Annotated in this window: 20 protein-coding genes; 12 read left to right on the plus strand and 8 right to left on the minus strand. The window is 62.4% G+C overall.

Annotation, left to right across the window (positions count from 1 at the left end; translation table 11 throughout):
* Positions 1-330: 330 nt before the first annotated feature.
* Together NKH13_RS25450 and NKH13_RS25455 are read right to left on the minus strand one after the other, a co-directional pair.
* Complete coding sequence (locus NKH13_RS25450) at positions 331-1,305, minus strand: WD40 repeat domain-containing protein (protein ID WP_352915184.1); 975 nt, start codon at positions 1,303-1,305, stop codon at positions 331-333.
* Positions 1,306-1,459: 154 nt separating this feature from the next.
* A complete protein-coding gene (locus NKH13_RS25455; protein ID WP_352915187.1) occupies positions 1,460-2,515 on the minus strand; it encodes a CobW family GTP-binding protein in 1,056 nt (351 codons plus the stop codon).
* A 201-nt stretch (positions 2,516-2,716) separates the two neighbouring features.
* Here NKH13_RS25455 and NKH13_RS25460 point away from each other — a divergent pair, with 201 nt between their 5' ends.
* Together NKH13_RS25460 and NKH13_RS25465 are read left to right on the plus strand one after the other, a co-directional pair.
* Positions 2,717-3,439, plus strand: coding sequence for an intradiol ring-cleavage dioxygenase (locus NKH13_RS25460; RefSeq protein ID WP_352915190.1), 723 nt, complete (start codon positions 2,717-2,719; stop codon positions 3,437-3,439).
* A 203-nt stretch (positions 3,440-3,642) separates the two neighbouring features.
* On the plus strand, positions 3,643-4,125 hold the full coding sequence (locus NKH13_RS25465; protein ID WP_352915193.1) for a MarR family winged helix-turn-helix transcriptional regulator: 483 nt from the start codon (positions 3,643-3,645) through the stop codon (positions 4,123-4,125).
* 2 nt (positions 4,126-4,127) lie between these two features.
* Here the strand turns inward: NKH13_RS25465 and NKH13_RS25470 are convergent, their stop codons facing one another.
* Complete coding sequence (locus NKH13_RS25470) at positions 4,128-5,000, minus strand: AraC family transcriptional regulator (RefSeq protein ID WP_352915195.1); 873 nt, start codon at positions 4,998-5,000, stop codon at positions 4,128-4,130.
* Positions 5,001-5,051: 51 nt separating this feature from the next.
* Here NKH13_RS25470 and NKH13_RS25475 point away from each other — a divergent pair, with 51 nt between their 5' ends.
* The 5 genes from NKH13_RS25475 (at position 5,052) to NKH13_RS25495 (ending at position 9,148) form a co-directional block, all read left to right on the plus strand.
* Positions 5,052-5,459, plus strand: a complete 408-nt coding sequence (locus tag NKH13_RS25475) for a DUF2000 family protein (RefSeq protein ID WP_352915198.1) — start codon at positions 5,052-5,054, stop codon at positions 5,457-5,459.
* Positions 5,460-5,646: 187 nt separating this feature from the next.
* Positions 5,647-6,531 carry a DMT family transporter gene (locus NKH13_RS25480; RefSeq protein ID WP_352915201.1) on the plus strand — a complete coding sequence of 295 codons (885 nt, stop codon included), beginning with the start codon at positions 5,647-5,649 and terminating at the stop codon, positions 6,529-6,531.
* Between the two features lie 68 nt (positions 6,532-6,599).
* Positions 6,600-7,622, plus strand: a complete 1,023-nt coding sequence (locus tag NKH13_RS25485) for a LacI family DNA-binding transcriptional regulator (RefSeq protein WP_292658373.1) — start codon at positions 6,600-6,602, stop codon at positions 7,620-7,622.
* A complete protein-coding gene (locus NKH13_RS25490; protein ID WP_352915203.1) occupies positions 7,619-8,599 on the plus strand; it encodes a 2-hydroxyacid dehydrogenase in 981 nt (326 codons plus the stop codon). Before NKH13_RS25485 ends, NKH13_RS25490 begins: the two co-directional genes overlap by 4 nt.
* Before the next feature lie 153 nt (positions 8,600-8,752).
* Positions 8,753-9,148 carry a hypothetical protein gene (locus NKH13_RS25495; RefSeq protein ID WP_352915204.1) on the plus strand — a complete coding sequence of 132 codons (396 nt, stop codon included), beginning with the start codon at positions 8,753-8,755 and terminating at the stop codon, positions 9,146-9,148.
* Positions 9,149-9,162: 14 nt separating this feature from the next.
* On the opposite strand, the gene NKH13_RS25500 is transcribed toward NKH13_RS25495, so the two are convergent.
* Positions 9,163-9,936 (minus strand): gamma-glutamyl-gamma-aminobutyrate hydrolase family protein, encoded by a 774-nt coding sequence (locus tag NKH13_RS25500; RefSeq protein ID WP_352915205.1) that lies wholly within the window; start codon positions 9,934-9,936, stop codon positions 9,163-9,165.
* 284 nt (positions 9,937-10,220) lie between these two features.
* On the opposite strand from NKH13_RS25500, the gene NKH13_RS25505 reads away from it, so the two are divergent.
* Positions 10,221-11,330, plus strand: a complete 1,110-nt coding sequence (locus tag NKH13_RS25505; RefSeq protein ID WP_352492671.1) for a TRAP transporter substrate-binding protein — start codon at positions 10,221-10,223, stop codon at positions 11,328-11,330.
* 396 nt (positions 11,331-11,726) lie between these two features.
* On the opposite strand, the gene NKH13_RS25510 is transcribed toward NKH13_RS25505, so the two are convergent.
* The 4 genes from NKH13_RS25510 to NKH13_RS25525 form a co-directional block, all read right to left on the minus strand.
* Entirely contained in the window at positions 11,727-12,752 is a 1,026-nt protein-coding gene (locus NKH13_RS25510; protein ID WP_352915207.1) for a zinc-dependent alcohol dehydrogenase family protein, read from the minus strand.
* 16 nt (positions 12,753-12,768) lie between these two features.
* Positions 12,769-14,547 carry a TRAP transporter large permease gene (locus NKH13_RS25515; RefSeq protein ID WP_352915253.1) on the minus strand — a complete coding sequence of 593 codons (1,779 nt, stop codon included), beginning with the start codon at positions 14,545-14,547 and terminating at the stop codon, positions 12,769-12,771.
* Complete coding sequence (locus NKH13_RS25520) at positions 14,547-15,131, minus strand: TRAP transporter small permease subunit (RefSeq protein WP_352717329.1); 585 nt, start codon at positions 15,129-15,131, stop codon at positions 14,547-14,549. The genes NKH13_RS25515 and NKH13_RS25520 overlap by 1 nt, the downstream gene beginning before the upstream one ends.
* 203 nt (positions 15,132-15,334) lie before the next feature.
* A complete protein-coding gene (locus NKH13_RS25525) occupies positions 15,335-16,240 on the minus strand; it encodes a branched-chain amino acid ABC transporter permease (RefSeq protein WP_352915209.1) in 906 nt (301 codons plus the stop codon).
* 141 nt (positions 16,241-16,381) lie between these two features.
* Here NKH13_RS25525 and NKH13_RS25530 point away from each other — a divergent pair, with 141 nt between their 5' ends.
* From NKH13_RS25530 to NKH13_RS25545, 4 genes are all read left to right on the plus strand, one after another.
* Positions 16,382-16,990, plus strand: a complete 609-nt coding sequence (locus tag NKH13_RS25530) for a CGNR zinc finger domain-containing protein (protein ID WP_352915212.1) — start codon at positions 16,382-16,384, stop codon at positions 16,988-16,990.
* The gene (locus NKH13_RS25535) at positions 16,983-17,513 is read left to right on the plus strand and encodes a hypothetical protein (protein ID WP_352717333.1); all 531 of its coding nucleotides are present in this window, start codon (positions 16,983-16,985) and stop codon (positions 17,511-17,513) included. The genes NKH13_RS25530 and NKH13_RS25535 overlap by 8 nt, the downstream gene beginning before the upstream one ends.
* A 224-nt stretch (positions 17,514-17,737) precedes the next feature.
* Complete coding sequence (locus NKH13_RS25540; protein ID WP_352915214.1) at positions 17,738-21,217, plus strand: indolepyruvate ferredoxin oxidoreductase family protein; 3,480 nt, start codon at positions 17,738-17,740, stop codon at positions 21,215-21,217.
* Between the two features lie 152 nt (positions 21,218-21,369).
* On the plus strand, positions 21,370-23,691 hold the full coding sequence (locus NKH13_RS25545; protein ID WP_352915216.1) for a putative bifunctional diguanylate cyclase/phosphodiesterase: 2,322 nt from the start codon (positions 21,370-21,372) through the stop codon (positions 23,689-23,691).
* Positions 23,692-23,770: the final 79 nt, after the last annotated feature.

The following is a 23,770-nucleotide window of genomic DNA, read 5'->3' on the forward strand; positions in this document are numbered from 1 at the left end:
TTCCGCCGAGGATGCAGCCGTCAAATTTCAGGTCGGTGCCGGGGTCACCAGAGGCATGGGCGGGCCGACCTTCAATTTTAGCGGCGAGCTCGAAATTCTGGGCAGGCCGGCTGGCGACAGTCTGCGCAAGACGGTGTTCGAGGATCAGAATCTCACGCAATATTGGCTCGACAACAAGGAATTGCGGCTGCTCGTCTACCACGAACGGCAGGTCGAAAACGCCTACGGCTATGTCGAACTGACGATCCTGACCAAAGCCAGCGACGAAGGCGTCTATGACGGCCGCTATTTGCTCTCAATCTATGATGTTACGGCCGATACCGAAGCAGGCTACGCCGAAATATCGATGACGCCGCAATCGCCGGCAGCGCTGCCGAACGCGACGCGGCGCTCTTCCTTGTCCCACATCATGGAGGTGACGGCGCCCTTGCCTGGCCGGCGCAACAGCACTTCCCTGGCGTCGGCGAAGCGCACCGCCATCACCATGCCGTCATCATAGCCGATAGCAACGACGTCCTGGCTCGGGTGACAGGCGACGCAGGTGACCATCGCATTGCCGCGCGTGCCGAGTTCCAGCGGCGCCTTGCCCATCGGCCCGTCCTTGCCAGAAAACGGCCAGACGATCGCTGCCGGCGCGCCGGAACTCGCCAGCCATTTGCCCTTGGCGCTCCACGACAGGCTTTTGACCTTACCTGGGTAGCCGGACATCCGCATGTGCTTGCCGTCGGCGAGCTTCCAGCCATGCAGCGCGTTTTCCTGCATGGTGGTGACGACGAAGCCGCCGTCCGGCGAGAAGGTGATGCCGGTGTGGGCGCCGGCCCATTCGAGTTCGGCCGGCTTGCCGTCGGCGGCCGGGAAATGCAGCGTCGCGCCATTGTAGCGGGCAACGCCGAAGCGCATGCCCTTGGGCGAGAAGGCAAGCCCCTCGACCGAGCGCGGATGCGAGAATTCCCTGGTCTTGCCGTCGGCAAAGCGCACATAGGCAATCTTGCCCGAAGCATAGGCAATAGCGCCTTGCGGCCCGGCGGCGACGCTGGTTATCCATTTCTTGCCTGCGGTCGCCAATTCCGCTGTATTGCCGTCTGCGGTCACGGCAAAGATCTTGCCGTCCTCACCACCGGTGATCAGCCGGTCGTTCGCCGCATCATGGAAGGCGGCGAGCAGCCCGTCATTGGCCTGCACCGTCTTGTGGCCATGGTCGAGCCGATGGATTGTGCCGTCAGCCAGCGCAAAATGCGGCACGTCGCCGAGGAACACGGCGGCGAGGCAGTGGCCTTCGAGATCGAGCGGGGCGACTGTCGGCATGAGAGATCATTCCGTTTGAGATTTCTGCTGCCTCACCCTTAAGGGGTTGAGCTGCGGGTCTCAACCCGTGCTTCGGATCGTCGTGAGGAGAGACCGCCAGCGTTGCGGACTACCCCTTCTCCCACAAGGGGAGAAGGAAGAAAGGGCAGCTAAATCAAGCGGCCTGGCAGGCCTCGAAGCTTGTCTTCAGCCGCTCGGCGTCGAGTTCGCGACCGATGAACACCAGCCGGCTCTCGTGCTTCTCGCCGTCCTTCCAGGCGCGCTGGTGGTCGCCTTCGATGATCATGTGCACGCCCTGGATGACATAGCGCTCGTCATCGCCTTTCAGCGCAATGATCCCTTTCAGCCGCAGGATGTTGGGGCCTTCCATCTGGGTGACCTTCTCGATCCACGGGAAGAACTTTTTCGGGTCCATCTCGCCGCCGCGCAGCGACACCGACTGCACGGTCACGTCATGGATGTCGGAAGGGTGCGCATGATGATGATGCCCGTCATGATCGTGGCCGTCGTGATCATGGTGATTGTGGTCATGATCATGATGGTCGTGATCGTCATGCGCCTCGAGGAAGTGCGGATCATTCTCCAGCGCCCGGGACAGGTCGAACGCACCGCGATCGAGCACCTCGGACAGCGCCACGCCGGCGCGTGTGGTGCGATGGATTCGTGCCGCCGGGTTGATGGCGCGGATCGTCGCCTCCACCTTGCTCAGCTCTTCGGGAGTGACCAGGTCGGTCTTGTTGAGCACGACGACATCGGCAAAGGCGATCTGGTCCTCGGCCTCGCGGGAATCCTTGAGGCGCAGCGGCAGGTGCTTGGCGTCGACCAGTGCCACCACCGCATCGAGCCTGGTCTTGGAACGCACGTCGTCGTCCATGAAGAAGGTTTGTGCTACCGGAACGGGATCGGCGAGGCCTGTGGTCTCGACGACGATGGCGTCGAAGCGGCCGGGTCTGCGCATCAGGCCTTCGACGACGCGGATCAGGTCGCCGCGCACGGTGCAGCAGACGCAGCCATTGTTCATCTCGTAGATTTCCTCGTCGGATTCCACGATCAGCTCGTTGTCGATGCCGATCTCGCCGAATTCATTGACGATGACGGCGTAGCGCTTGCCATGGTTTTCCGAAAGGATGCGGTTGAGCAGTGTCGTCTTGCCGGCGCCGAGATAGCCGGTGAGGACGGTTACGGGGATCTGCGTCTGTGCGTCGCTCATATTGTGCCTCGAATAGGGATTGTCGGCTCCATATAGGATGTGTGCTCGGCTTTTGCACGAGGCAAACCGGTGGGCCAAAGAGAGGCTGGTATTGCCGAACTTTCCTCACATTGCCGAACTTTCATTGGCGCGGGTTGGCGGTGGGGCTTAGATAGGCAAAGGGTCATTCACCGGGGGCTGTTCGCGTTGAAGAGGCGCCAGATGTCGGACAAGTCCTTGCCACTAACCCGTCGGCAGGCGCTCGGTCTCGTTGCGGTTACCGCTGGCGGCATATTCCTGCCCGCCGGTGCAAGGGCCGGGCAGGTTTCGCCATATGCCGGGCTTGCCTTGTTCGAAGCCGGTGCCGGCGTCTGCGCCATCACGCCCGAGGTCGCCGAAGGGCCGTTCTATTTCGACCCGAAGCTCGAACGCGCCAATATCACCGAGGGCAAGAAAGGCATCGCCCTCAATGTGCGGCTGCAAATCGTCGACGCCTCCTGCCGGCCGCTTCCCGGCGCACGCGTCGATATCTGGCATTGCGACGCCCAGGGCGCCTATTCCGGCTATCCCGGACAGGGCGACGGGCAGGATATCGACACGTCTGGCCAGAGCTTTCTCCGGGGCTGGCAGAGAACCGATGAAAGCGGCATTGCTTCTTTCGCCACCATCTATCCCGGCTGGTATCGCGGCCGCACCACCCACATCCATTTCAAGATCTTCCCCGACGACCGCTCGGTGATGACCGGCCAGATGTTCTTCCCCGACAGCCTCAGCGATCAGATATTCGCCACCGTCGCGCCCTATAACGACCGTCCCGGCAAACGCGACACATCGAACGCGCGGGACGGCATTGCGCGGCAGGCCGGGCCGCTGTCTCAGGCAGCGCTGCGGGAAATGGCGGACGCCTTTCAGGCCTTGATGGTGGTCGCGGTGAAGGCCGGTTGAGAACGCCTCGTCACGTCCCCATCCAGCCATTGCGGAAAGTCGTTTGTCATCTAACTGAAATAAACATCTGGCATTAGCCACGGCGAACACCGCGATGCTTGCCGGCAAAGCTATTTTCCGAGCCGGAATGTTTTCGATCGTCATTGCCAATCGGCGGCCTGCTTCTATGCTGCCCGCACCGGTTCGGCCGAGGAGGGATGAGCATGGCCAAGGCGGACAAGACTGCAACAATGAGCCGGCTGCATTCGGCGGCGCGGCTGGCGCGCACGGCGCTCGCCGCCCGGCTTCTGGCGCATGGCTTCTATGCCGGCCAGGACCAGATCATGCTGGCGCTCGACCGCGATGACGGGCAGACGCCCGGCAATCTTGCCGGCCGCCTCGGCGTGCGTCCGCCGACCATCACCAAGACCATCAACCGGCTGCAGGCGCAGGGTTTTCTGGAGAAGCGCGCCTCGTCCGCCGATGCCCGCCAGGCGCATATTTTCCTCACCGACACCGGCCGCGAAATCATCCACGCCATCGAGAAATCGGTGAAGAAGACCGAAAAGCAGGCATTGAAGGGTCTCGACAAGAAGGATCAGAAAGCGCTGTTCAAGCTGCTTGCGCGTGTCGAGGCGAACCTGTCGAACGGCGAAATGGTGCTCCCGGATGACGAACTGGATATCGAGGACAAAATCCTAGAATAAGGTCACGCGTTCGCCGCTGACGGCCGTCGCGTCAGTGCCGACCAGCGTCCCGGCGTGACGCCGAACGCCTTCTTGAAATGCCGATTGAAATGGCTTTGGTCGCTGAAGCCGGCCGCGATGGCGATCTCTGCCAGCGGTTCGTTGGCTTCGATCATACGGCGGGCTCGCTGAAGCCGGCGCATCAACAGGAACCGGTGCGGGCTGGTGGAGAAGGTGGCGCGGAAGTGCCGCGACAGGGCATAACGGTCCAATCCGGTTATCGCCTCCAATTCATCCGAACGTACAATCCGCGCGACATTTTCCTCCAGATAGTCGCGCGCCAGGCTGGCGGCGCGCCACGCGGTTTTCGCTACCGGTTTCGCCGGCTGACCGGCGTGCCCGGCCAGGCTTTGCATAAGCTGCGTCATGAAATCGACGACAAACAGCTCGTCCAGTTCCTGATCCAGCGGCCCGAGCGCCGAAAGCAGCGTCGCGCGGAGATCGCGGTCTGTCACTACGGCATCCCCGACGAAAGGCAGTGACCCGCCGCCGAGGCAATCGAGCATCAGGGACGGCTCCAAATAGAGCATTCTGTAACGCAGGCCGTCTTCGGTGCCGGCACCGCCATCGTGCAGTTCGTCGGGATGAAGGATAATGATCTGGCCAGCCAAGCTCTGATGCGTTTGGCCGCGATAGCGGAAGCGCTGCACGCCATAAAGCGTCACCCCGATCGCATAGGTGTCGTGGCGATGGAGATCGAAGGCGTTGCCGTGGAACCGGGCCTCGATGCGTTCCATGCCGGCAGCACGGGGTGCCGGTACGATGCAGTTCTCGGCTGCTTCCACGCACAAACGTCCAAGACCTTGAAAGGCTTCCCCGTCTAGACCGTGCGGCATCGATTCACTCGCAGCCTCGGATTGGCCCCCTTTCGGATTGGAAACTGTCGCATGTTCGATACGAAATTTGCAATCGTGCTCAAGGATGATCTTCCCGTCTGGCAAAAGCTCAACGTCACCGCCTTTCTGACCAGCGGCATCGTCGCGCAGTTTCCCGACATTATCGGCGACCCCTACCGTGATCGCGCCGGCAATATCTACAACCCGCTGTCGATCCAGCCGGTCATCGTGCTTTCGGCGGACGGCCAGACGCTCGGCGCGATCCACCGGCGGGCGCTGGAGCGTAGTGTGACGGTCTCGCTCTATGTCGAGGAAATGTTTTCGACTGGGTATGATCTGGCCAACCGTGCCGTCTTTGCCGAATTTGCGCCGGAGGATGCCAAGGTGGTCGGCATCGCGCTTCGCGCCGAAAAGAAGCTCGTCGACAAGATCACCAAGGGCGCCCGCATGCACGCCTGAGTCGTCGGCCACCAGGGACAAAAACTGAGCCTGGTCGGCGGCGTTCGTTGTGCCAGCCTGTTTTGGCTTGCCGGCAGGCGACAATTGCCGCATTGGTGAGGGACTGCCTTGCTTCCCGTCCGGCCTGAAATTGAATGCTCCCCCAAGACATGACGAAAGCGCGACGTCGCCGGCGGCGATCCTGTGCATGCTTTCCGTCTACGTGTTTTTCACCTTCCTCGACACCAGCAGCAAATACCTTGTCCTGGCCGGCGTCTCGGCGCTGATCGTCGCTTGGACCCGCTTCGCGGTCCATGTCCTGATCGTCGGCGTCTTTCTGCGCGGATGGCGTGAGCCGCTGCGCTTTCGTCCCGCCAACCTGCCGGCGCACATCACGCGCGGTCTCCTCCTGTTCGGATCGACGATATGCAACATTCTGGCGCTGCGGACGCTGCAACTGGCGGAAACCACCTCGATCTACTTCTTCGGCCCGATGGTGATCACCGCGCTTGCCGGTCCGTTGCTAGGGGAATGGGCCGGCTGGCGGCGTTGGCTGGCGATCATGAGCGGCTTTGTCGGCGTCCTCATCATTACCCGGCCGGGCATCGGGGTTTTTGGCGTCGGCCATCTCTTTGCGCTCGGCTCGATGCTGTCGAACAGTTTTTACGTCATCATGACGCGCCGCATGTCCGCGACGGAAACCTCGGAAAGCCTGATCCTGTTTTCGGCGTTGGCGCCAGCCGTGCTGCTGCTGCCGACACTGCCGTTTTCGCTTTCGCTGCCGCAGGATGGCTGGCACTGGTTCATATTGCTGATGCTCGGCGTTTTCGGCGCCCTTGGCCATTGGCTTCTTGTGCAGGCCTATCGCCTTGCCACCACCACGGCCCTGGCCCCCTATCCATATTCGCAGATGATCTGGATGATCGTCTCCGGCCTGATCGTCTTCAACCAGTTTCCCGATCGCTGGACGCTGGCCGGTGCCACAGTCATCGTCGCCAGCGGCCTCTACATCGTCCACCGCGAGCACCGGCTTCGCTTGCGCAACCGCGCGACGCTGGACGCGGAGGCGGAAGCGCTGGCAAAAAAACTTTGATTTGCTCGGGATCGATGGCATAAGAGCCGGCCTTTAAACAGTTTAAATTGCTTCAGGAGCGCAGGGCGCTGGCACAGAAGATCAAGCTTTCGACCATCGCGGATGCGCTCGGCGTGTCCACGGCCACGGTCTCGCTGGCCTTGCGCGACAGCCCGCTGGTCGCCGGCGGCACCCGCGACCGCATCAAGGAACATGCCCGCGCCATCGGCTATATCTACAACCGCCGCGCCGCCAGCCTGCGCACCTCGCGCTCGGGCATAGTCGGCGTCGTCGTCCACGACATCATGAACCCGTTCTTTGCCGAAATATTGCGTTCGATCGAGAGCGAGCTCGACCGCAGCCGGCAAACGTTCATCCTGTCGAACCACTACGACCAACTCGAGAAACAACGTACCTTCATCGACACGCTTCTGCAGCTGGGCGCTGACGGCGTCATCATGTCGCCGGCCATCGGCACGCCGCCCGAAGACATAATCATGGCCGAGGAGAACGGTCTCCCGGCAGTGCTGATTGCACGCACCGTCGAAGGTGCCGACGTGCCGGTGTTTCGCGGCGACGATGCCTATGGCACCGGGCTTGCCACCAATCATCTGATCTCGCTTGGCCACAAGCGCATTGCCATGATCGGCGGCACCGACCAGACCTCGACCGGCCGCGATCGCTATCAGGGATATGTCAACGCTATGGAGTCGGCAGGGCTTGAGGTCAGGCCGTCCTGGCGCATCGCCGGCCCGCGCACCAAGCAGGCCGGCTTCGAGGCCGCCGGGCAGTTCCTGGCGCTGAAGGACAGGCCGACCGCGGCCTGCTGCTGGAACGACCTCGTCGCCATCGGCCTGATGAACGGCATTGCGCGCGCCGGGCTGGTGCCGGGCATCGACATCTCTGTTACCGGCTATGACGACCTCGAGGAGGCGGCGATCGCGACGCCGGCGCTGACCACCGTCTGGAACGGCCAGCGCGAGGTTGGCCGCCGCGCCGCCAGCGCGCTGCTCGACAAACTCAACGGACAGACGGTGCGGCCGTCGCAGGAACTGATCAAGCCGGAACTGCATGTGCGCCAGTCGACCGGCAAACCGGTGGAACGTGCATGACAAAAACCGAACAGCAAGCTGTCGCCATTCTGGTGCCGGGCCAGTTCAACGATCATGCGGTCGGCCGCATCGACGGGGCGTTCAGCCGCGTTCGGATCGAACGCGCCGATCCCTCGCTGGTCACCGACGAGATGCGCCTTACGGTGCGCGGCATAGCCGCCTTTGGCGGCATAAGCGCCGCGTTGATGGACGCGCTGCCAAAGCTCGAGATCATCGCCAATTTCGGCGTCGGCTATGATTCGGTCGATGTCCGCCACGCCGCACGGCGCGGCATCATGGTCACCAACACACCGGATGTGCTGACCGAAGAGGTCGCCGATACGGCGCTCGGCCTGTTGATCAATACCATCCGCGAACTGCCGCGCGCCGAGGCCTGGCTGCGCGACGGAAGTTGGCTGCGCAACGGCAACTATCCGCTGAGCCGGCTGACCTTGCGCGGTCGCCATGTCGGCATCTTCGGCATGGGCCGCATCGGCCTCGCCATTGCCCGCCGGCTCGACGCTTTCGGGCTGTCCATTGCCTATCACAACCGGCGCCGCGTCGAAGGCCTGTCCTATGACTATCACCCGACGCTGAAAGGTCTCGCCGAGGCGGTCGACACGCTGATCTCGGTGGCGCCCGGCGGGGCCTCGACGGAAAAGGCGGTCAATGCCGAAATCCTCTCGGCCCTTGGGCCGAACGGCGTCTTCGTCAATATCGGCCGGGGCAGCACGGTCGACGAACCAGCCCTTGCCGCCGCACTTGCCAGCGGCAGCATCGCCGCTGCCGGGCTAGACGTCTTTGCCGACGAGCCAAATGTGCCAGCGGCGTTGCTTGCCGCGCCCAACACCTCGCTTTTGCCACATGTCGGCTCAGCCTCGCAGCACACCCGCCGCGCCATGGCGGACCTGTGCGTCGACAATCTGGTCTCGTGGTTTTCGCAGCGCAAGGCGCTGACGCCGGTGCCGGAGACGGCAAATGTCAAGGCAAGGCCGTAAGCGGGTTGCCATATCTATTAACTTCAGCTTAACCCTTCGGAATCATTCTGGTCCTTCCTAGTGTATGTCCGCCTGACAGCACATGACAGCAAGATGAAGCGCGCCTCCTGATCTCTTCGAACGCGGCGCGCTTGAAATGCGCGGAGAAACAGGATGAAAACGGTTCCCGCATTGATGGCGACTGCTGCGCTGTTAGGCAGCGTCCAGCTGTTTTACGCCGGTAGCGGTCAAAGCCGCGCAGCCAGTGAGTCAACACCTTCGTCTGGCAACTACAGGCTGGTAGCCCATGGCGACGAGGCGTCTTGTGCGGTCAGCCGCGGCGCCGAGATTTCGCAAGGGCTGTCGCTGTTGACGGTTGCCCCGAATTGCCGCCGGGTGTTGCCCGGTGTCGAGCAGGCGAAGTTCTGGCGAGAGCAGGATGACGGTACGGTCACCTTCAGCGCTAACGGCACCGATCCGATCGTCATGTTCTCAGTCGCCGACGGCGATGGTTACGAATCCTACGCGCCGGCGCTGCCGCTGCTGACGCTGGCGTCGGCCGGCGACTGACGAGCGCGGCAGGACTATTCCGCCGCGGCGCGCGCGCCCGATTTCGCCGCCTGATGCAGGCGCACCGCATCGCCGAATGCGCGAAATATCTTTACCGAGATGCTGTCCGATTTGACCCAGTATTCGGGATGCCACTGGACGCCGACGGCGAAAGCCCGTGCATCGCGCACCGAAACCGCCTCGACTGTGCCGTCGGCGGCGACCGCTTCGACCTGCAGCTTCGGGCCAAGCCGGTCGACCGCCTGGCGATGCACCGAATTGACCATGATGTCGCCGGCGCCGAAGACCCCGGCCAGGCAGCTGCCGGGTTTTATCGACACGCTCTGACGGATGGCGAAGCGCTCGTCCTGATTGTCGCTCGCCGGCGCACGATGATCGAGCGAACCGGCGCGTTCCTGGATTTCGGTGGCCAGCGTGCCGCCCAGTGCCACATTCATCTCCTGGATGCCGCGGCAGATGGCGAGCAATGGCACCCCGCGCTCCACCGCCCGGCGGATCAGCGGCAGCGTGGTGGCGTCGCGGGCGGGGTCGTAGGGACCATTGGCTTCGCTGGCGTCACCGCCATAGAGCGAGGGATGAACGTTCGACTTGGAACCGGTGACCATGACGCCGTCGACGGAGGAAAGCAGTTCGTCGAAGTCGAGCCGGTCGCCGAAGGACGGCACCAGCAGCGGGAATACGCCTGCCCCCGAAAGCGCCGCTTCAAGATATTGCTGCGGCGCGGCATGCCAGGTGTAATTGTCGAACTGGCGGACGTCTGTCGATATGGCGACGAGCGGCTGGTGCATTTGGTCCGGATCCCATCGGGTGCAGCGAATTATCTGCCTGCAAAATAGGCGATCCGAAGGCGCATTTCCATGGCAAGTTTCGGCGTGTCGCGTAGGCCAGTTAATCGACCTTAGACTATAGTTGCAAGATCTGCCCAACGCCGTGAATTTCCCCGAAATGCGCCACTCAAACCGGGCTGCCGCGCTGGACTCGACTCCTTGCCTGTGTATTGTCGGGCTCGAAGCCGATCCGGGCGCCGAAGCGTCCCGAATGTCGGTCAGTGGATCCAAAAGGGAGGAACTTCATGGATCGTCGTTCGTTCATCCGCAAGGCCGGCACCGCCGGCGTTGGCGCCGCGGCCGCTGCCGCGACACTTGCCGCGCCGGCCATCGCCCAGTCCAATCCGAAAGTGACCTGGCGGCTGGCGTCGTCCTTCCCGAAGTCGCTCGATACGATCTATGGTGGCGCCGAAGTGTTTTCCAAGATGCTGTCGGAGGCGACCGACGGCAACTTCCAGGTCCAGGTCTTCGCCGCCGGCGAACTCGTTCCCGGCCTGCAGGCCGCCGATGCCACCACTGCCGGCACCGTCGAGGCCTGCCATACGGTGGCATACTATTACTGGGGCAAGGACCCGACCTGGGCGCTGGGAGCGGCGGTTCCGTTTTCGCTCAATGCGCGCGGCATCAACGCCTGGCACTATCATGGCGGCGGCATCGATCTGTTCAACGAGTTCCTGGCGACGCAGGGTCTGTTCGGGCTGCCGGGCGGCAATACCGGCGTGCAGATGGGTGGCTGGTTCCGCAAGGAGATCAAAACGGTCGCCGACCTTTCCGGCCTCAAGATGCGTATCGGTGGTTTTGCCGGCAAAGTGGTGCAAAGGCTCGGCGTGGTTCCGCAGCAGATCGCCGGTGGCGACATTTATCCGGCGCTGGAAAAAGGCACGATCGATGCCGCCGAATGGGTCGGCCCCTACGACGACGAGAAGCTCGGCTTCTACAAGGTTGCGCCCTATTACTACTATCCCGGCTGGTGGGAAGGTGGACCGACTGTCCACCTGATGTTCAACAAGGCGAAATACGACGAACTTTCGCCGGCTTACAAGTCGCTGGTGCATACTGCCGCTCAAGCGGCCGACGCCAACATGCTGCAGAAATACGACTATCTCAATCCGGCGGCGGTTAAGCGGCTGGTTGCCGGCGGGGCCAAGTTGAGCCCGTTCAGCCAGGAGATCATGGCCGCCTGTTTCGAAAAGGCCAACGAAGTCTATGCCGAGATGGAAGCCTCGAACGCGCCGTTCAAGAAGATCTGGGACTCGATCAAGGCGTTCCGCAAGGAGCATTATCTCTGGGCGCAGGTGGCCGAGTACAACTACGACACCTTCATGATGGTCCAGCAGCGCAACAGCAAGCTCTAGAACATTCTGCGACGCCGAGTGGCTCCACTCAGCGTCGCAGAAATGGGCTAAAACAAAGCGGATGCCCGGTTTTATTTGAATGCATTCCGCCCCAGGAAGACGTGGTTCTTGTCAAAAGGACCCTGAGCACGCCTCGCGTTCCTTCCCTGTCAGCCTCGGACGCACTGACTTCCCCCAGTATTCCCACCCGGCGTAAGGCAATAGAACCCAGTCGACTTGATGCGGCCACGCATCAGTTGCTGGACCTCACCCGGTTTGCAGGCCGGCGTCGGCATAGGCAGAGTTGGAGGGGTCGCCTTTCCCCGGCTTCATCAGCCGGGCTTTATCAGATTGAGGATGAAGCCATCGATGCCACGCAGAACCGCGAAGCCTGCCGGTGGCAACTGGCCCGATGGATCAGCCCTGAGGCACAACCAGGACTTTGACCTCGCCTGGCGCCGGCGGGTTGGCAATGATCGCCACCGCCTCGTCGAGGCTGACTTGTCGCGATATCAGCCGGTCTACCTCGATCGCCCCCGAGGCGATAAGATCGGCGGCCCGGCGATGGGTAAAGGGATTGAGGAAGGAGCCCAGGACCTTCAACTCGCGGAACAGCAGGTCGAACGGTTCGAACGCCGCTTTCATGCCTTGCGGCATCACGCCGACGACGACAATTGTGCCGCCCGCTTTGGCCAGCCGCATCGACTGCTCGACGGTGTCTTTCACGCCGGCGCATTCGAACACCACGTCGACGCCGCCCGGCATCAAACCCGACCGGCCGACGATCGCGTCGATGACGTCGGAAGCACCGGGATCGACCGTCGCCGTTGCGCCCAGTTGCTCGGCAAGAGCCCGCCGCGAGGCCTGACGCGTCGACAAGATGATGGTCGTCGCACCGGCGAGCTTTGCCAGCTGAACGGTGAGCAGGCCGATCACGCCGCCGCCGAGCACCGCGACCGACGAGCCCGGTTTGATCGCGGCAAGGTCCACGCCATGCAGGCAGCAGCCGAGCGGCTCGCAGAACGCGCCATGCGTCGGCGCCAGATTGCCTGGCAAAACGAAGGCCTGTTTCTGCGGCAGGACAAGATATTCGGCAAAGCCACCATCGCGATGGATGCCGATGGCGCGCAAATTGCCGCAGAGATTGACCCGGCCGGCCTGGCAATGCGCGCACCGGCCGCAGGCGATGTTAGGATCGCCGGTGACGCGGTCGCCGACGGAAAAGCCGGATACGGCAGGTCCGATCGCCTCGACGATGCCGGAGAATTCATGCCCGAGCGTCACCGGCGGCGTGCACGGGAATTCACCATGGAAAAGATGCCTGTCGGTGCCGCAGACGCCGCACGCCTCAATCCGCACCAGCAGCTCGCCCGGCCCGGCGGTCGGTTTCTCGACCTCGCACACGGCGAGGCCCCCCACTCGCTCCAGTCGCACCGCCTTCATGGCTGCCGGGCCTTCTTCAATTGAAACTCGGTGGCTGCGACAGATCGATTGCCGGGGCCGCCGGTTTCGCGGGCGGTTTTTCGTCGAAGCTCGGCGGCTGCGACAAATCCGGTGTGGAAGGTGAGGCCGGGGCAGTGCCGCCGTTGGCCGGCGGCGTGCCAAGCGGCGACAAGCCGATGCCAGGCGTTTCCGGCACCTGGTAGTTGATGGTGCCCGGATCGACGACGGTGCCTTTATAGTGCATCACCATCTGCGGGAAGGCGATGGTCAGGCCGATCATGATCACCTGGATGCAGACGAACGGCACCGCGCCCCAATAGATCTGCCCTGTGGTGACCGGCGCGATCTGCTTGCCGCTGAGCCGGTCGAGATAGGGCACGCGCGCGGCGACCGAGCGCAGATAAAACAGCGCGAAGCCGAAGGGTGGATGCATGAAGGAGGTCTGCATGTTGACGCCTAAAAGCACGCCGAACCAGATCAGGTCGATGCCGAGCTTGTCAGCCGCTGGCGCCAAAAGCGGCACGATGATGAAGGCAAGCTCGAAAAAGTCGAGGAAGAAGGCGAGCACGAAGACGAGGATGTTGACGCCAATCAGGAAACCGACTTCGCCGCCCGGCAGCGACGTCAATAGGTGCTCGACCCAGATGTGGCCATTGACGCCGTAGAAGGTCAGCGAGAACACCCGCGCGCCGATCAGGATGAACAGAACGAAGGACGACAGCCTGGTCGTCGAGGCCAGCGCCTGCTTGACCACGTCGAGCGACAGCCGCCCCTTCATCGCCGCCATTGCCAGCGCGCCGACGGCGCCCATGGCGCCGCCTTCCGTCGGCGTGGCGATGCCAAGGAAGATGGTGCCCAGCACCAGGAAGATCAGCGCCAGCGGCGGGATCAGCACGATGATCACCTGCTGCGCAAGCCTGGACATCAGGTTGATCTTCAGGCGCTGGTCGATGATCGCCACGACATAGATGAAGATGACGCCAATACTGGCGCCGAGGATATCGGCGTTGCCGCCATGGTTCGGCGCAAGGTAGCGATACGCCGCATAGGAAACCACCACCGCCGCCAGCAGCGCCGCCAGCAGCGACAGCACACCGTGGCCGAGCGTGCGGGCCTCCAGCGGCAGGGCCGGCATCGACTTCGGCCGGAAGATCGACATGAGCAGGATGTAGAGCATGTAGATGCCGGTCAAAATGAGCCCGGGGATCAGCGCTCCCTTGTACATATCGCCGACCGAGCGGCCGAGCTGGTCGGCCAGGACGATCAGCACCAGTGACGGCGGGATGATCTGGGCGAGCGTCCCGGACGCGGCAATGACGCCGGATGCCAGCCGGCGGTCGTAGCCGTAGCGCAGCATGATCGGCAGCGAAATCAGACCCATGGCGATGACGGAAGCTGCCACCACGCCGGTCGTCGCGGCGAGCAGCGCGCCGACGAAAATCACGGCATAGGCCAGGCCACCACGGACCGGTCCGAACAACTGGCCGATCGTGTCGAGCAGGTCTTCAGCCATGCCGGATCGTTCGAGCACGATGCCCATGAAGGTGAAGAACGGGATCGCCAGCAGCGTATCGTTCGACATCACCCGGCTGCCATAGAAATTATCCGGCAACGCGTGCAGCAACGGCCAAGCAAGGTTGATCGAGCCGCCCGAATAGGGCGACAGCAGTACGCCGATGAAGAAGAACATCAGGCCGTTGGCGGCAAGCGAGAAGGCGACGGGATAGCCGATCAGCAGGAAGACGATCAGCGAGGCGAACATGATCGGCGCCATGTTCTGGGCGATGAACTCGATCACGAGCGCACCTCTTCGACGAGCGCCTTTGCTTCGAGTTCAGCCTGTTCATGCACCGATATGAACGGAGTGGGATCGTCCATATGACCGCGCATAATGGCGATTTTCTTGATGATTTCGGAAATGCCCTGCAGCGCGAGCAGGAAAAAGCCGACCAGCAGGATCGCCTTAGCCGGCCAGATGATCAGCCCGCCGGAATTGTTCGACATCTCGCCGCTGCGATACGATAGCGACACATAAGGAACGAAATAGACCACCATCAACGTCACGAACGGCATCAGGAAGAAGACGTGACCGAAAAGGTCAATCCAGTGCTGCACGCGGCGCGAGAACATGCCGTAGACGATATCGATGCGGATATGGTCGTTCTGCTTCAGCGTGTAGGCGGCGGCCAGCATGAAGGCGGCGCCGAACAGATACCATTGCAATTCCAGCCAGGCGTTCGAGGACATGTCGAACATCTTGCGGATGACAGCGTTGGCGGCGCTTACCAGGATTGCCAGCAGGATCAGCCACGAAACCCATTTGCCGATGAATTCGTTCAAACGGTCAATGGTTCTGGAAAGAGCGAGAAGCCCTGCCATGCATTCCTCCCTTGTGTCAGAGCACGCCGGTTCCCTGTCCGTCGCGTCGCTGTGGACCAACGGTATGCAGTGCGTGGTTCGGCGGGTCAACATGGGACAGCCCGCATAAACACAGTTGTGAGGTGACGTTCGGCAAAATGCTGCCGCGTCCTTTGCATGTCCAAGGACATGCGGCTCTTCATCCAACCAAAGTCGGATGCGGCTCAGGCGATCTTCTGTTGGTCGCGGCCGGCGCCGATCAGCACAAGCATGGCGACGAGGAACAGGTACATCCAGCCGTCCCGCCATTCGAGCGGAAAATAGCCGGCCCATAGCGATTCGGCCATGCCGAAGGCGGCTGCGCCCAGTGCCGCCCGCAGCGGCGAGAGATAGCCGCCCACTGCGGTCACGAACAGGATCTTCAACCCGTAGACCAACCCTGTGCCGAAGCTGATGTTTCCGTAGTAGAAGGCGGCGAGCACGCCAGCCAGTGCCGCGCAAAGGCCGCCGAAAAGCACCGCACGCCGAGACACCACGCGGACATCGACACCGCACATCGCAGCGGCCTTTGGATCGTCGGATACGGCACGCCAGCTTCGGCCGAAGCTGGAATGTGTGAACCCCCACGCAGCCAGCGCAATAGCCGCCAGCACGGCGGCGCAATCGAGCAATTGGATCAGCGTCAACGTCGCCTTGAAGCTGGCATTCTGCGCGAAGACGATGGTCTGGGCCAGCATTGGCGGCAACCATAGGTCATGGGTATCGGCGGCGATGCGGCTGGCTTCCGACAAGACCAGCAATATGCCGAGCGTCGTCACCACGATGGCGTTAGGCGAGCGGTCGGCCAGCGGTTCGAAGATGCTTCGCGACAGGACATGGCTGAGCAGCGCCGCATAAAGGAATGCCGCCGCTACGCCGAGCGCGACCGATGCAAACAGCGTCAGCCACAGGGCCTGATAGCCGAACGCCGCGGTGAGGATCATCGTATGCCCGCAAAAGGCGAACAGCGCGCCATAGGCAAGATTGGTGCGGTGCAGGATGCCGTTGGTCAGCACGTAGCCGAAGGCAAGCAATGCATAGAGCGCGCCCGAATGCAGCCCGTTCAGAACCTGCTGGAAGAAATAGAGCATGCAAGACCCTCGATGCATGCCCCGCAATCGGGGCAGAGGTTTGGGACGAACGACATTCTCAATACGGCGATCGCCTCAGTGAGGAGCGTTGCACCCGGAATCTAACTTGTCAAACGCGATTTATCGGTTAGATTTCGCCGTATGACAGTATCCTGGACTCCGCACCGCTTCACCGGTGGCATGCTTGCGCTCGACACGGCGAACACCGTCGTTTTGCGGAACGATCCGGAGAAAACCTTCGACCGTTTCGACGATCCGGCCGAGATCGCCCGCTTTGCAGAAGCGGCGAGCGGCTTTCGCGCCGCCGAGCGCGGCGGCAGGCGGCTCGTTGCGCCGGCGCCTGAAAAAATCGCACCGGTGGTGCTGTCGATTCGCGAGACGACCGATCGGCTGTTTCGCGGCGCGGTGTCGAAAGATGCGATCGCGACCGGCGATATGCCAAAATTCCTGGAAGCCTGCGCCGATGGCCTCGCCCATAGCCGCACCGAAATCGGCACGCCTGGAAAACCGTTCGGTGATCCGGCGACGCCGATTGCCTTCGAGGCGGCGCTCGCGGTCTCGGCGCTGTCGCTGCTGCGCGGCGACACAATCGCCAGGCTGCGGATATGTCCCAACTGCAGCTGGCTGTTTGTCGATAAAAGCCGCAATTCCAGCCGCCTCTGGTGCGACATGGCGGTGTGCGGCAACCGACAGAAGGCAAACCGATACTATCGCCGCCGGACCGCGGCCAGGGAGGTCACCAATGTCTAAAAGATTCTCGCGCGCGATGATTGTCGTCGCGGCGTTGTTCGCGGCGGCCGCGCTCGGCGCCTGCCGTGATTCCGGCAAGGACCAGCTGTTCGCCATTTCCGGGAAGCTGTTCGAGTTCAATTACCGGCTGGGTATCGCCACCTATGTCATCACCCTCAATCCGCTGCGGCCGGTGGGTGAGGGGCAGGTCGCTGTGGTCTCCTTCCAGAACCCGGCCGGTGGTGATCCGATCATCGTCACCCAGAAAATATGGCCGAAGCTGCCGCATGTGACGCTCACCAGTCCGCCACTCACTTGTGTCGTCAAGGACAAGCCCTATGCGGTGTCGATCCGCATCGAGGATTCCAGCGGCAAGTTGCTGCAGAGTTTCGAGACCACTCTGACGTCCTCGCTCGACCAGTCGGTCTTGCCCGACCGGCCTCTGGTGGTCGGGCCAGTCTACGAGCTCAACAAGGACTTGGCCGGCCATGTCGACGGCAAGCTGCCCGGCGAACCGAAGCCCAGTTGCCCAAAGGCTGCATGATGCGACACCAGCGGCACCGACCGCCGCCGGAATTTTCGTGCTCGGCCATCCTGCCCGACAGGCGTTTCGTGGCGCCACACGGCCGCGCACGGATCGTTTGTTGCGGACCGCCTGGCACCTTCGATTTTGTTTGACCTCCCCGGCAAGGGAAGAAAGACTGTGGGCACTCGACTCCGACGTTGGCCGCGCACCTCCAGGCGCGGCCTCCGCACAGGAAATGCCTGATGACGCTGCACAATGTCGCGCTCGACGACAAGTTCGACCTGGCAAAGGAGCGCATCTTCCTGTCGGGTGCCCAGGCAGTCATCCGCATGCTTCTGATGCAGCGCGAGCGCGACCGCCGGGCTGGCCTGAACACCGCCGGTTTCGTCTCCGGTTATCGCGGCTCGCCGCTCGGCGGCCTCGACATGCAGCTGTGGAAGGCCAGGAACCAGCTCGCTCAGTCGGACATCGTCTTCCAGCCCGGTCTCAACGAGGAGCTCGCCGCCACCGCCTGCTGGGGCTCGCAGCAGGCCGAATTGCTGGGCGAGGGCACCCATGACGGCGTTTTTTCGGTCTGGTACGGCAAGGGTCCGGGCGTCGACCGCTCCGGCGACGTGTTCCGCCACGCCAATCTCGCCGGTTCGTCGAAACATGGCGGCGTGTTAGCCCTGATGGGTGACGACCACATGGCCGAATCCTCAACCAACGCGCATGCCACCGAGTTTCTGTTCGTCGACACCATGGTGCCGATCCTCAATCCGGCCGGCGTCCAGGAGATAATCGACTACGGCCTCTACGGCTTTGCCATGTCCCGCTTTGCCGGCACCTGGGCGGCGATCAAATGCGTCAAGGACAACATCGAATCGACGGCCTCGGTCGATGCCGCGCTCGACCGGCTAGATATCGTCATCCCGGACTTCGACATGCCGCCCGGCGGCCTCAACATCCGTAATGAGATCGACATGCTCGGTCAGGAAGAGCGGTTGCATGAATACAAGCGCGCCGCGGCTTCGGGCTTCATCCACGCCAATGGGCTGAACCGGATCGTCTATTCGGGCGGCAGCAGCCCGAAGCTTGGCATCGTCACCATCGGCAAAAGTTATCTCGACGTTCGCCAGGCACTGGAAGACATCGGCATCGATGAAGCGGCCGCCAATCGTATCGGTATCAGGCTGTTCAAGGTCGGCTGTCCGTGGCCGCTCGACCTGCAGCACATCGCCGACTTTGCTCGCGGCCTCGACACCATCGTCGTCGTCGAGGAGAAACGCTCGCTGATCGAGGTGCAACTGCGCGAGAACCTTTACGGCACCGCGACGCAGCCGGTCATCGTCGGCAAGAAGGACGAGCGCGGCGACTGGCTGTTCCCGGCCAAAGGCGCGCTCGACCCCAACGATATTGCCATCGCGCTCGGCGAGAGGATTTTGCGAACGATCGGCCCGTCGGAAGAAATCGCTGCGCGGGTGGCGAAGTTGCGCCAGTTCCAGGCGATGCTGGCCGACACGTCAGACATCGCCTCGCGCACGCCCTTCTTCTGCTCCGGCTGCCCGCATAATTCCTCGACCAAGGTGCCGGACGGCTCGCTCGCAGCCGCCGGAATCGGCTGTCATTTCATGGCGCTGTGGATGGACCGCAATACGGTCGGCTTCACCGCCATGGGCGGCGAGGGCGCGCAGTGGGTCGGCCAGGCGCCGTTCTCGAAGCGCGAGCACATCTTCCAGAATCTGGGCGATGGCACCTACAACCACTCGGGTGTGCTGGCGATCCGTTTCGCGCTGTCGACCGACGCCAACATCACCTACAAGATCCTCTACAATGACGCCGTCGCGATGACCGGCGGTCAGCCGCACGAGGGCGGCCTGACGGTGGACATGATCGCCAGGCAGGTGCGCGCCGAGGGCGTCGAGCGCATCGCCATCGTCACCGACGAGCCGGACAAATATACCGGCAAGGTGGAATTTCCGGCCGGCGCCACCATCCACCACCGCGACGATCTCGATCTCGTCCAGCGCGAGTTGCGTTCGGTCAAAGGCGTCTCGGTGCTGCTCTACGACCAGACCTGCGCCGCCGAGAAGCGTCGCCGCCGCAAGCGCGGCACCTTCCCTGATCCCGACAAGCGCATCTTCATCAACGAACTGGTCTGCGAAGGCTGCGGCGATTGCGGCGTGCAGTCGAATTGCGTCTCGATCCAGCCGGTCGAGACCGAATTCGGCCGCAAGCGCAAGATCGACCAGTCGAGCTGCAACAAGGACTTCTCTTGCGTCAATGGTTTCTGCCCGTCCTTCGTCACCGTCCACGGCGCCAAAATCAGGAAAGCTGAAGGCATAGCCGGCGCGGCCGACCCGCTCGCGGGGGTGCCGGCGCCGGCGCAATTTACGCTCGGTGAACAAGGCTGGGCGGCGATCATAGACGGTGTCGGCGGCACCGGCGTCGTCACCATAGGTGCAGTGCTCGGCATGGCCGCGCACCTGGAAGGCAAGGGCTGCGGCATGATCGACATGGCCGGCCTCGCCCAGAAGGGCGGCTCCGTGTTCACCCATGTCCGCATCGCCCGCACGCCGGACGACATCCACGCCATTCGCGTATCGGCCGGCAAGGCCGACCTCGTGCTTGGCTGCGATCTCGTCGTTTCGGGTGCCAAGAAGGTGCTGGCCGCGGTGCGCGAAGGCCATACCATCTTCCTCGCCAACACCGCCGAGATCATGCCGGGCGAGTTCGCCCGTTCGGCCGATTTCACGCTGCCCGTCGAGCGGCTGAAGAAAGCGATAAGAACTGCCGCGGGCGACGACAGGGCGCATTTCTTCGACGCCACCCGCACCGCCACCGCGCTGTTCGGCAGCTCGCTTGGCGCCAACATGTTCATGCTCGGCTTCGCCTTCCAGCACGGCGGCTTGCCGCTGTCGGCGGAGGCGGTCGAGAAGGCGATCGAGCTCAACGGCGAGGCGGTGGCGATGAATGTCGCGGCATTTCGCTGGGGCCGCCGCGCCGCCCACCAGCCGGATTTCGTCCGCAGCCTTCTCGCCCAGCCGGGCAAGGCCACGCAGCATGCCGCCATTGCCGAGACGCTGGACAATATGATTGCTCGCCGCGTCGCCTTCCTGACCGCCTATCAGAACGCCGCCTATGGCAAGCGCTATGCCGACAGACTGGCGGCGCTGCGCAAGGCCGAAACCAATGCTGTGCCTGGGTCGACCGTGGTGACCGAGGCTGCCGCAAAGAACCTGTTCAAGCTGATGGCGATCAAGGACGAATACGAGGTGGCGCGGCTTTATACGGACAGCTCCTTTGCCGCAGAGCTCGCAAAGCATTTCCAGAGCTACGACAAGCTCGAATTCCATCTCGCACCGCCGATCATGGGCAGGCGCGGCAGTGACGGCAGCCCGAGGAAATCGAGCTTTGGCCCGTGGATGATGAACGGGTTCCGCCTGCTGGCGGCGATGAAGGGCCTGCGCGGCACCGCTTTCGACCTGTTCGGCTACAGCGCCGAGAGGCGTATGGAGCGGCAGCTTCTTGCCCTCTATGAAGCCGACCTGGAGCTTGTCGCCGGCGCGCTGGCGCCGGGCAAGATCGAGGCCGCTGCCGCGCTTGTTTCGGTACCGGCGCTCATCCGCGGCTTTGGCCACGTCAAGCGGGCCAGTGCCGAAAAAGCCGCCGGCGAACGCCAGCGTCTGCTCGACCGCCTTTCGACGGCGCCGCTGCGGCCGCAGCTTCAAGCCGCCGAATGATTCCGCACCGTGATACGCCTTGTTTACCTGAACTGTAGTTTCCCTGTTTCCGCAGCGTCACCAATGGATGCCGGCAGGGCTCGAAACGCCGCTCTAAACCTTTCTTAAGGCCAATGTGACACTGCTGGGTTCCCCAGGGTTGGGATCCAGGCGTGAATCTGAGACGAAAAAACGAGATTCCGGTCGACGTTTACATTCCGTTCGTGGAAACTCTGTTTCGCGACGGGTTCACGCTGTCGATCGGCCTTGTTGCGCAGACACTCCTCGTCATTCTGGTCTATTGGAAGACCATGGACTTGGCGTATCTTCTAGTTGCCGCTGGGCTCATCATTGTCGGTACTCTGCGCCTTCGCAACATCCGGAAATACGGGCGACTTCCTTCCCCCACGACATGGGAGGAAGCGCACAATCGTGAAAACGATTACATAATTTTTGGTTCGATGCATGGTTTCATGCTTGGCGCATTCTGTTTCGTCAGTATCTATCTGGCAAATGACAGCCACGACAACTATGCCGAAATAGCCTCTGTCTGCGTCACGTTGGCATCGGTCACGTCGATTGCCGGCCGCAATTATGGTTCGCCGCGCATGGTTATGATTTTTATCATAACCACCACATGGCCCATATCGCTTGGCTTTATCCTGCGCGGCGATATCTACCACATCATCCTCGGTCTGATGTCGGCCCCCTTTCTGTTTGCGATCAAGCGGTTCGCCGACATCGTCCGCGAGGTCCTGTTTACCGCCTTGTCGGAGGAAAAGAAGGCGAACCGCATCGCGCAGCGTTTCAACCGCGCGCTCAACACCATGTCACATGGCCTTGTCATGCTTGGTCCCGACGGCCGGGTGGCGGTGGCCAATGCCGAAGCCGCGCACCTGATGTCGCTCAAATCGCCCGATGCGCTGCTAGGCCGCTCCATCCACGGTCTGCTGATGCGCGGCGCTGCAGGCGGCATGTTGGCGCCGAAGGATTGCCGTTACATCGAAGCCCAGCTGACGCGTGCGTTGCGCGAGGGCCGCGACCGCAAGGTCCTGGTCTCGCTCGCCAACGGCCAGCACTATGAATTTTCTGCCCGGGAAGGCAGCCAGGAACTGGGCGTCGTCACTTTCGAAGATGTGACCGCCCGGGTCGAGGCGGAAGACAAGATCCGCTTCATGGCGCGCTACGACAGTCTCACCGGCCTGCCCAACCGCGCCTACTTCCACGAGTTGGTGGTGGAAGCCATGGCCTCAGGGGATCCCGACCGTCTCTGCGGGCTGGTGGTGCTCGATCTCGATGATTTCAAGAGCGTCAACGACACGCTCGGCCATCCGGTCGGCGACGGATTGATCTACGCCGTTGCCGAGCGGCTGGCGGCAGTCGCTGGGCCAGGCATCACCGTCAGCCGCTTCGGCGGCGACGAGTTCATGATCTTCTTCGAGCGTGTCGAGGATGAAAGCCACCTGAACGGCCAGGTTGATGAGATCTTTGTCAATCTACAGGGCGAGGTCGATGTCGCCGGCCACGGATTACGCATCCAGGCCAGCGGCGGCGCGGTGCTGTCGCGGGTCAAGGATACCGACGTTGACGCCATGATCGTCAAGGCCGACCTTGCACTCTACAAGGCCAAGGAGCTTGGCAAGAACGGTTGGCGGCTGTTCGAGGCCTCCATGGATGCTGCCTTTCGCAGCCGTCAGCTGATGAAGGCGGATTTGCGCAGCGCCGTGGAAAACAAGGAATTGCGGGTGGTCTATCAGCCGATCGTGGCGATGAGCACGATGCGTATCGCCAGTTGCGAGGCGCTGTGCCGCTGGGATCATCCCGATCTCGGGCCGATCTCTCCCGGTATCTTCATTCCTCTGGCGGAGGAAATGGGCATCATTTCCGACATCAGCACTTTCGTCCTGCATGCGGCGTGCACCGAATGCGCCAAATGGCCATCCCAGACCAGCGTATCGGTCAATCTCTCGGCCAAGGATTTTCGTAACCGCGACGTTATCCAGAAGGTTCGCGAGGCGCTTGCCGGTTCCGGTCTGCCGGCCGGCCGCCTCGAGATCGAAGTCACCGAGACGGCGCTGCTCGACGACAAGTCGCTGACACGCCAATATATCGAGGAATTGAAGCGGCTCGGCGTGCGTATTGCACTAGACGATTTCGGTACCGGCTATTCGAGCCTGAGCTATCTCCACAAACTGCCGCTCGACAAGATCAAGATCGATCGCTCGTTCCTGATCGACGTCACCCAGAACAGCCGGTCGCTCGAATTGCTCAAGGGCATCGTCAACCTATCGCGACCGCTGGGACTTTCGGTTACCGTCGAAGGTGTCGAGACCTTCGAACAGCTCAAGATCCTAGCATTGCAGGTCAAGCCGGACCTGGTCCAGGGCTTTCTGTTCGGGTCGGCACTCAGCGCGTCCGGCATCGAGACGATGTCGAGCACCGTCTGGCCCTTCGCCAAGGACATCCAGACCGCAAGGAAGGCGCCGCGGCGCTGACTTGCGCTGAAAAACCGCGTATTTTAGTATAATTTTATTAATTGTTAACCTTAACGAGCGGTAAACGACCTCCTACTTA

Origin of the sequence: Mesorhizobium sp. M1348, assembly GCF_040317925.1 — a bacterium.
In the GTDB taxonomy this organism is placed as follows: Bacteria; Pseudomonadota; Alphaproteobacteria; order Rhizobiales; family Rhizobiaceae; genus Mesorhizobium.

Excerpts from the sequence above, each read along its gene's own strand:
- NKH13_RS25450 (WP_352915184.1), bottom strand. The coding sequence starts at position 1,305 with ATGCCGACAGTCGCCCCGCTCGATCTCGAAGGCCACTGCCTCGCCGCC.
- NKH13_RS25455 (WP_352915187.1), bottom strand. The coding sequence starts at position 2,515 with ATGAGCGACGCACAGACGCAGATCCCCGTAACCGTCCTCACCGGCTAT.
- NKH13_RS25460 (WP_352915190.1), top strand. The coding sequence starts at position 2,717 with ATGTCGGACAAGTCCTTGCCACTAACCCGTCGGCAGGCGCTCGGTCTC.
- NKH13_RS25465 (WP_352915193.1), top strand. The coding sequence starts at position 3,643 with ATGGCCAAGGCGGACAAGACTGCAACAATGAGCCGGCTGCATTCGGCG.
- NKH13_RS25470 (WP_352915195.1), bottom strand. The coding sequence starts at position 5,000 with ATGCCGCACGGTCTAGACGGGGAAGCCTTTCAAGGTCTTGGACGTTTG.
- NKH13_RS25475 (WP_352915198.1), top strand. The coding sequence starts at position 5,052 with ATGTTCGATACGAAATTTGCAATCGTGCTCAAGGATGATCTTCCCGTC.
- NKH13_RS25480 (WP_352915201.1), top strand. The coding sequence starts at position 5,647 with ATGCTTTCCGTCTACGTGTTTTTCACCTTCCTCGACACCAGCAGCAAA.
- NKH13_RS25490 (WP_352915203.1), top strand. The coding sequence starts at position 7,619 with ATGACAAAAACCGAACAGCAAGCTGTCGCCATTCTGGTGCCGGGCCAG.
- NKH13_RS25495 (WP_352915204.1), top strand. The coding sequence starts at position 8,753 with ATGAAAACGGTTCCCGCATTGATGGCGACTGCTGCGCTGTTAGGCAGC.
- NKH13_RS25500 (WP_352915205.1), bottom strand. The coding sequence starts at position 9,936 with ATGCACCAGCCGCTCGTCGCCATATCGACAGACGTCCGCCAGTTCGAC.
- NKH13_RS25505 (WP_352492671.1), top strand. The coding sequence starts at position 10,221 with ATGGATCGTCGTTCGTTCATCCGCAAGGCCGGCACCGCCGGCGTTGGC.
- NKH13_RS25510 (WP_352915207.1), bottom strand. The coding sequence starts at position 12,752 with ATGAAGGCGGTGCGACTGGAGCGAGTGGGGGGCCTCGCCGTGTGCGAG.
- NKH13_RS25520 (WP_352717329.1), bottom strand. The coding sequence starts at position 15,131 with ATGGCAGGGCTTCTCGCTCTTTCCAGAACCATTGACCGTTTGAACGAA.
- NKH13_RS25525 (WP_352915209.1), bottom strand. The coding sequence starts at position 16,240 with ATGCTCTATTTCTTCCAGCAGGTTCTGAACGGGCTGCATTCGGGCGCG.
- NKH13_RS25530 (WP_352915212.1), top strand. The coding sequence starts at position 16,382 with ATGACAGTATCCTGGACTCCGCACCGCTTCACCGGTGGCATGCTTGCG.
- NKH13_RS25535 (WP_352717333.1), top strand. The coding sequence starts at position 16,983 with ATGTCTAAAAGATTCTCGCGCGCGATGATTGTCGTCGCGGCGTTGTTC.
- NKH13_RS25540 (WP_352915214.1), top strand. The coding sequence starts at position 17,738 with ATGACGCTGCACAATGTCGCGCTCGACGACAAGTTCGACCTGGCAAAG.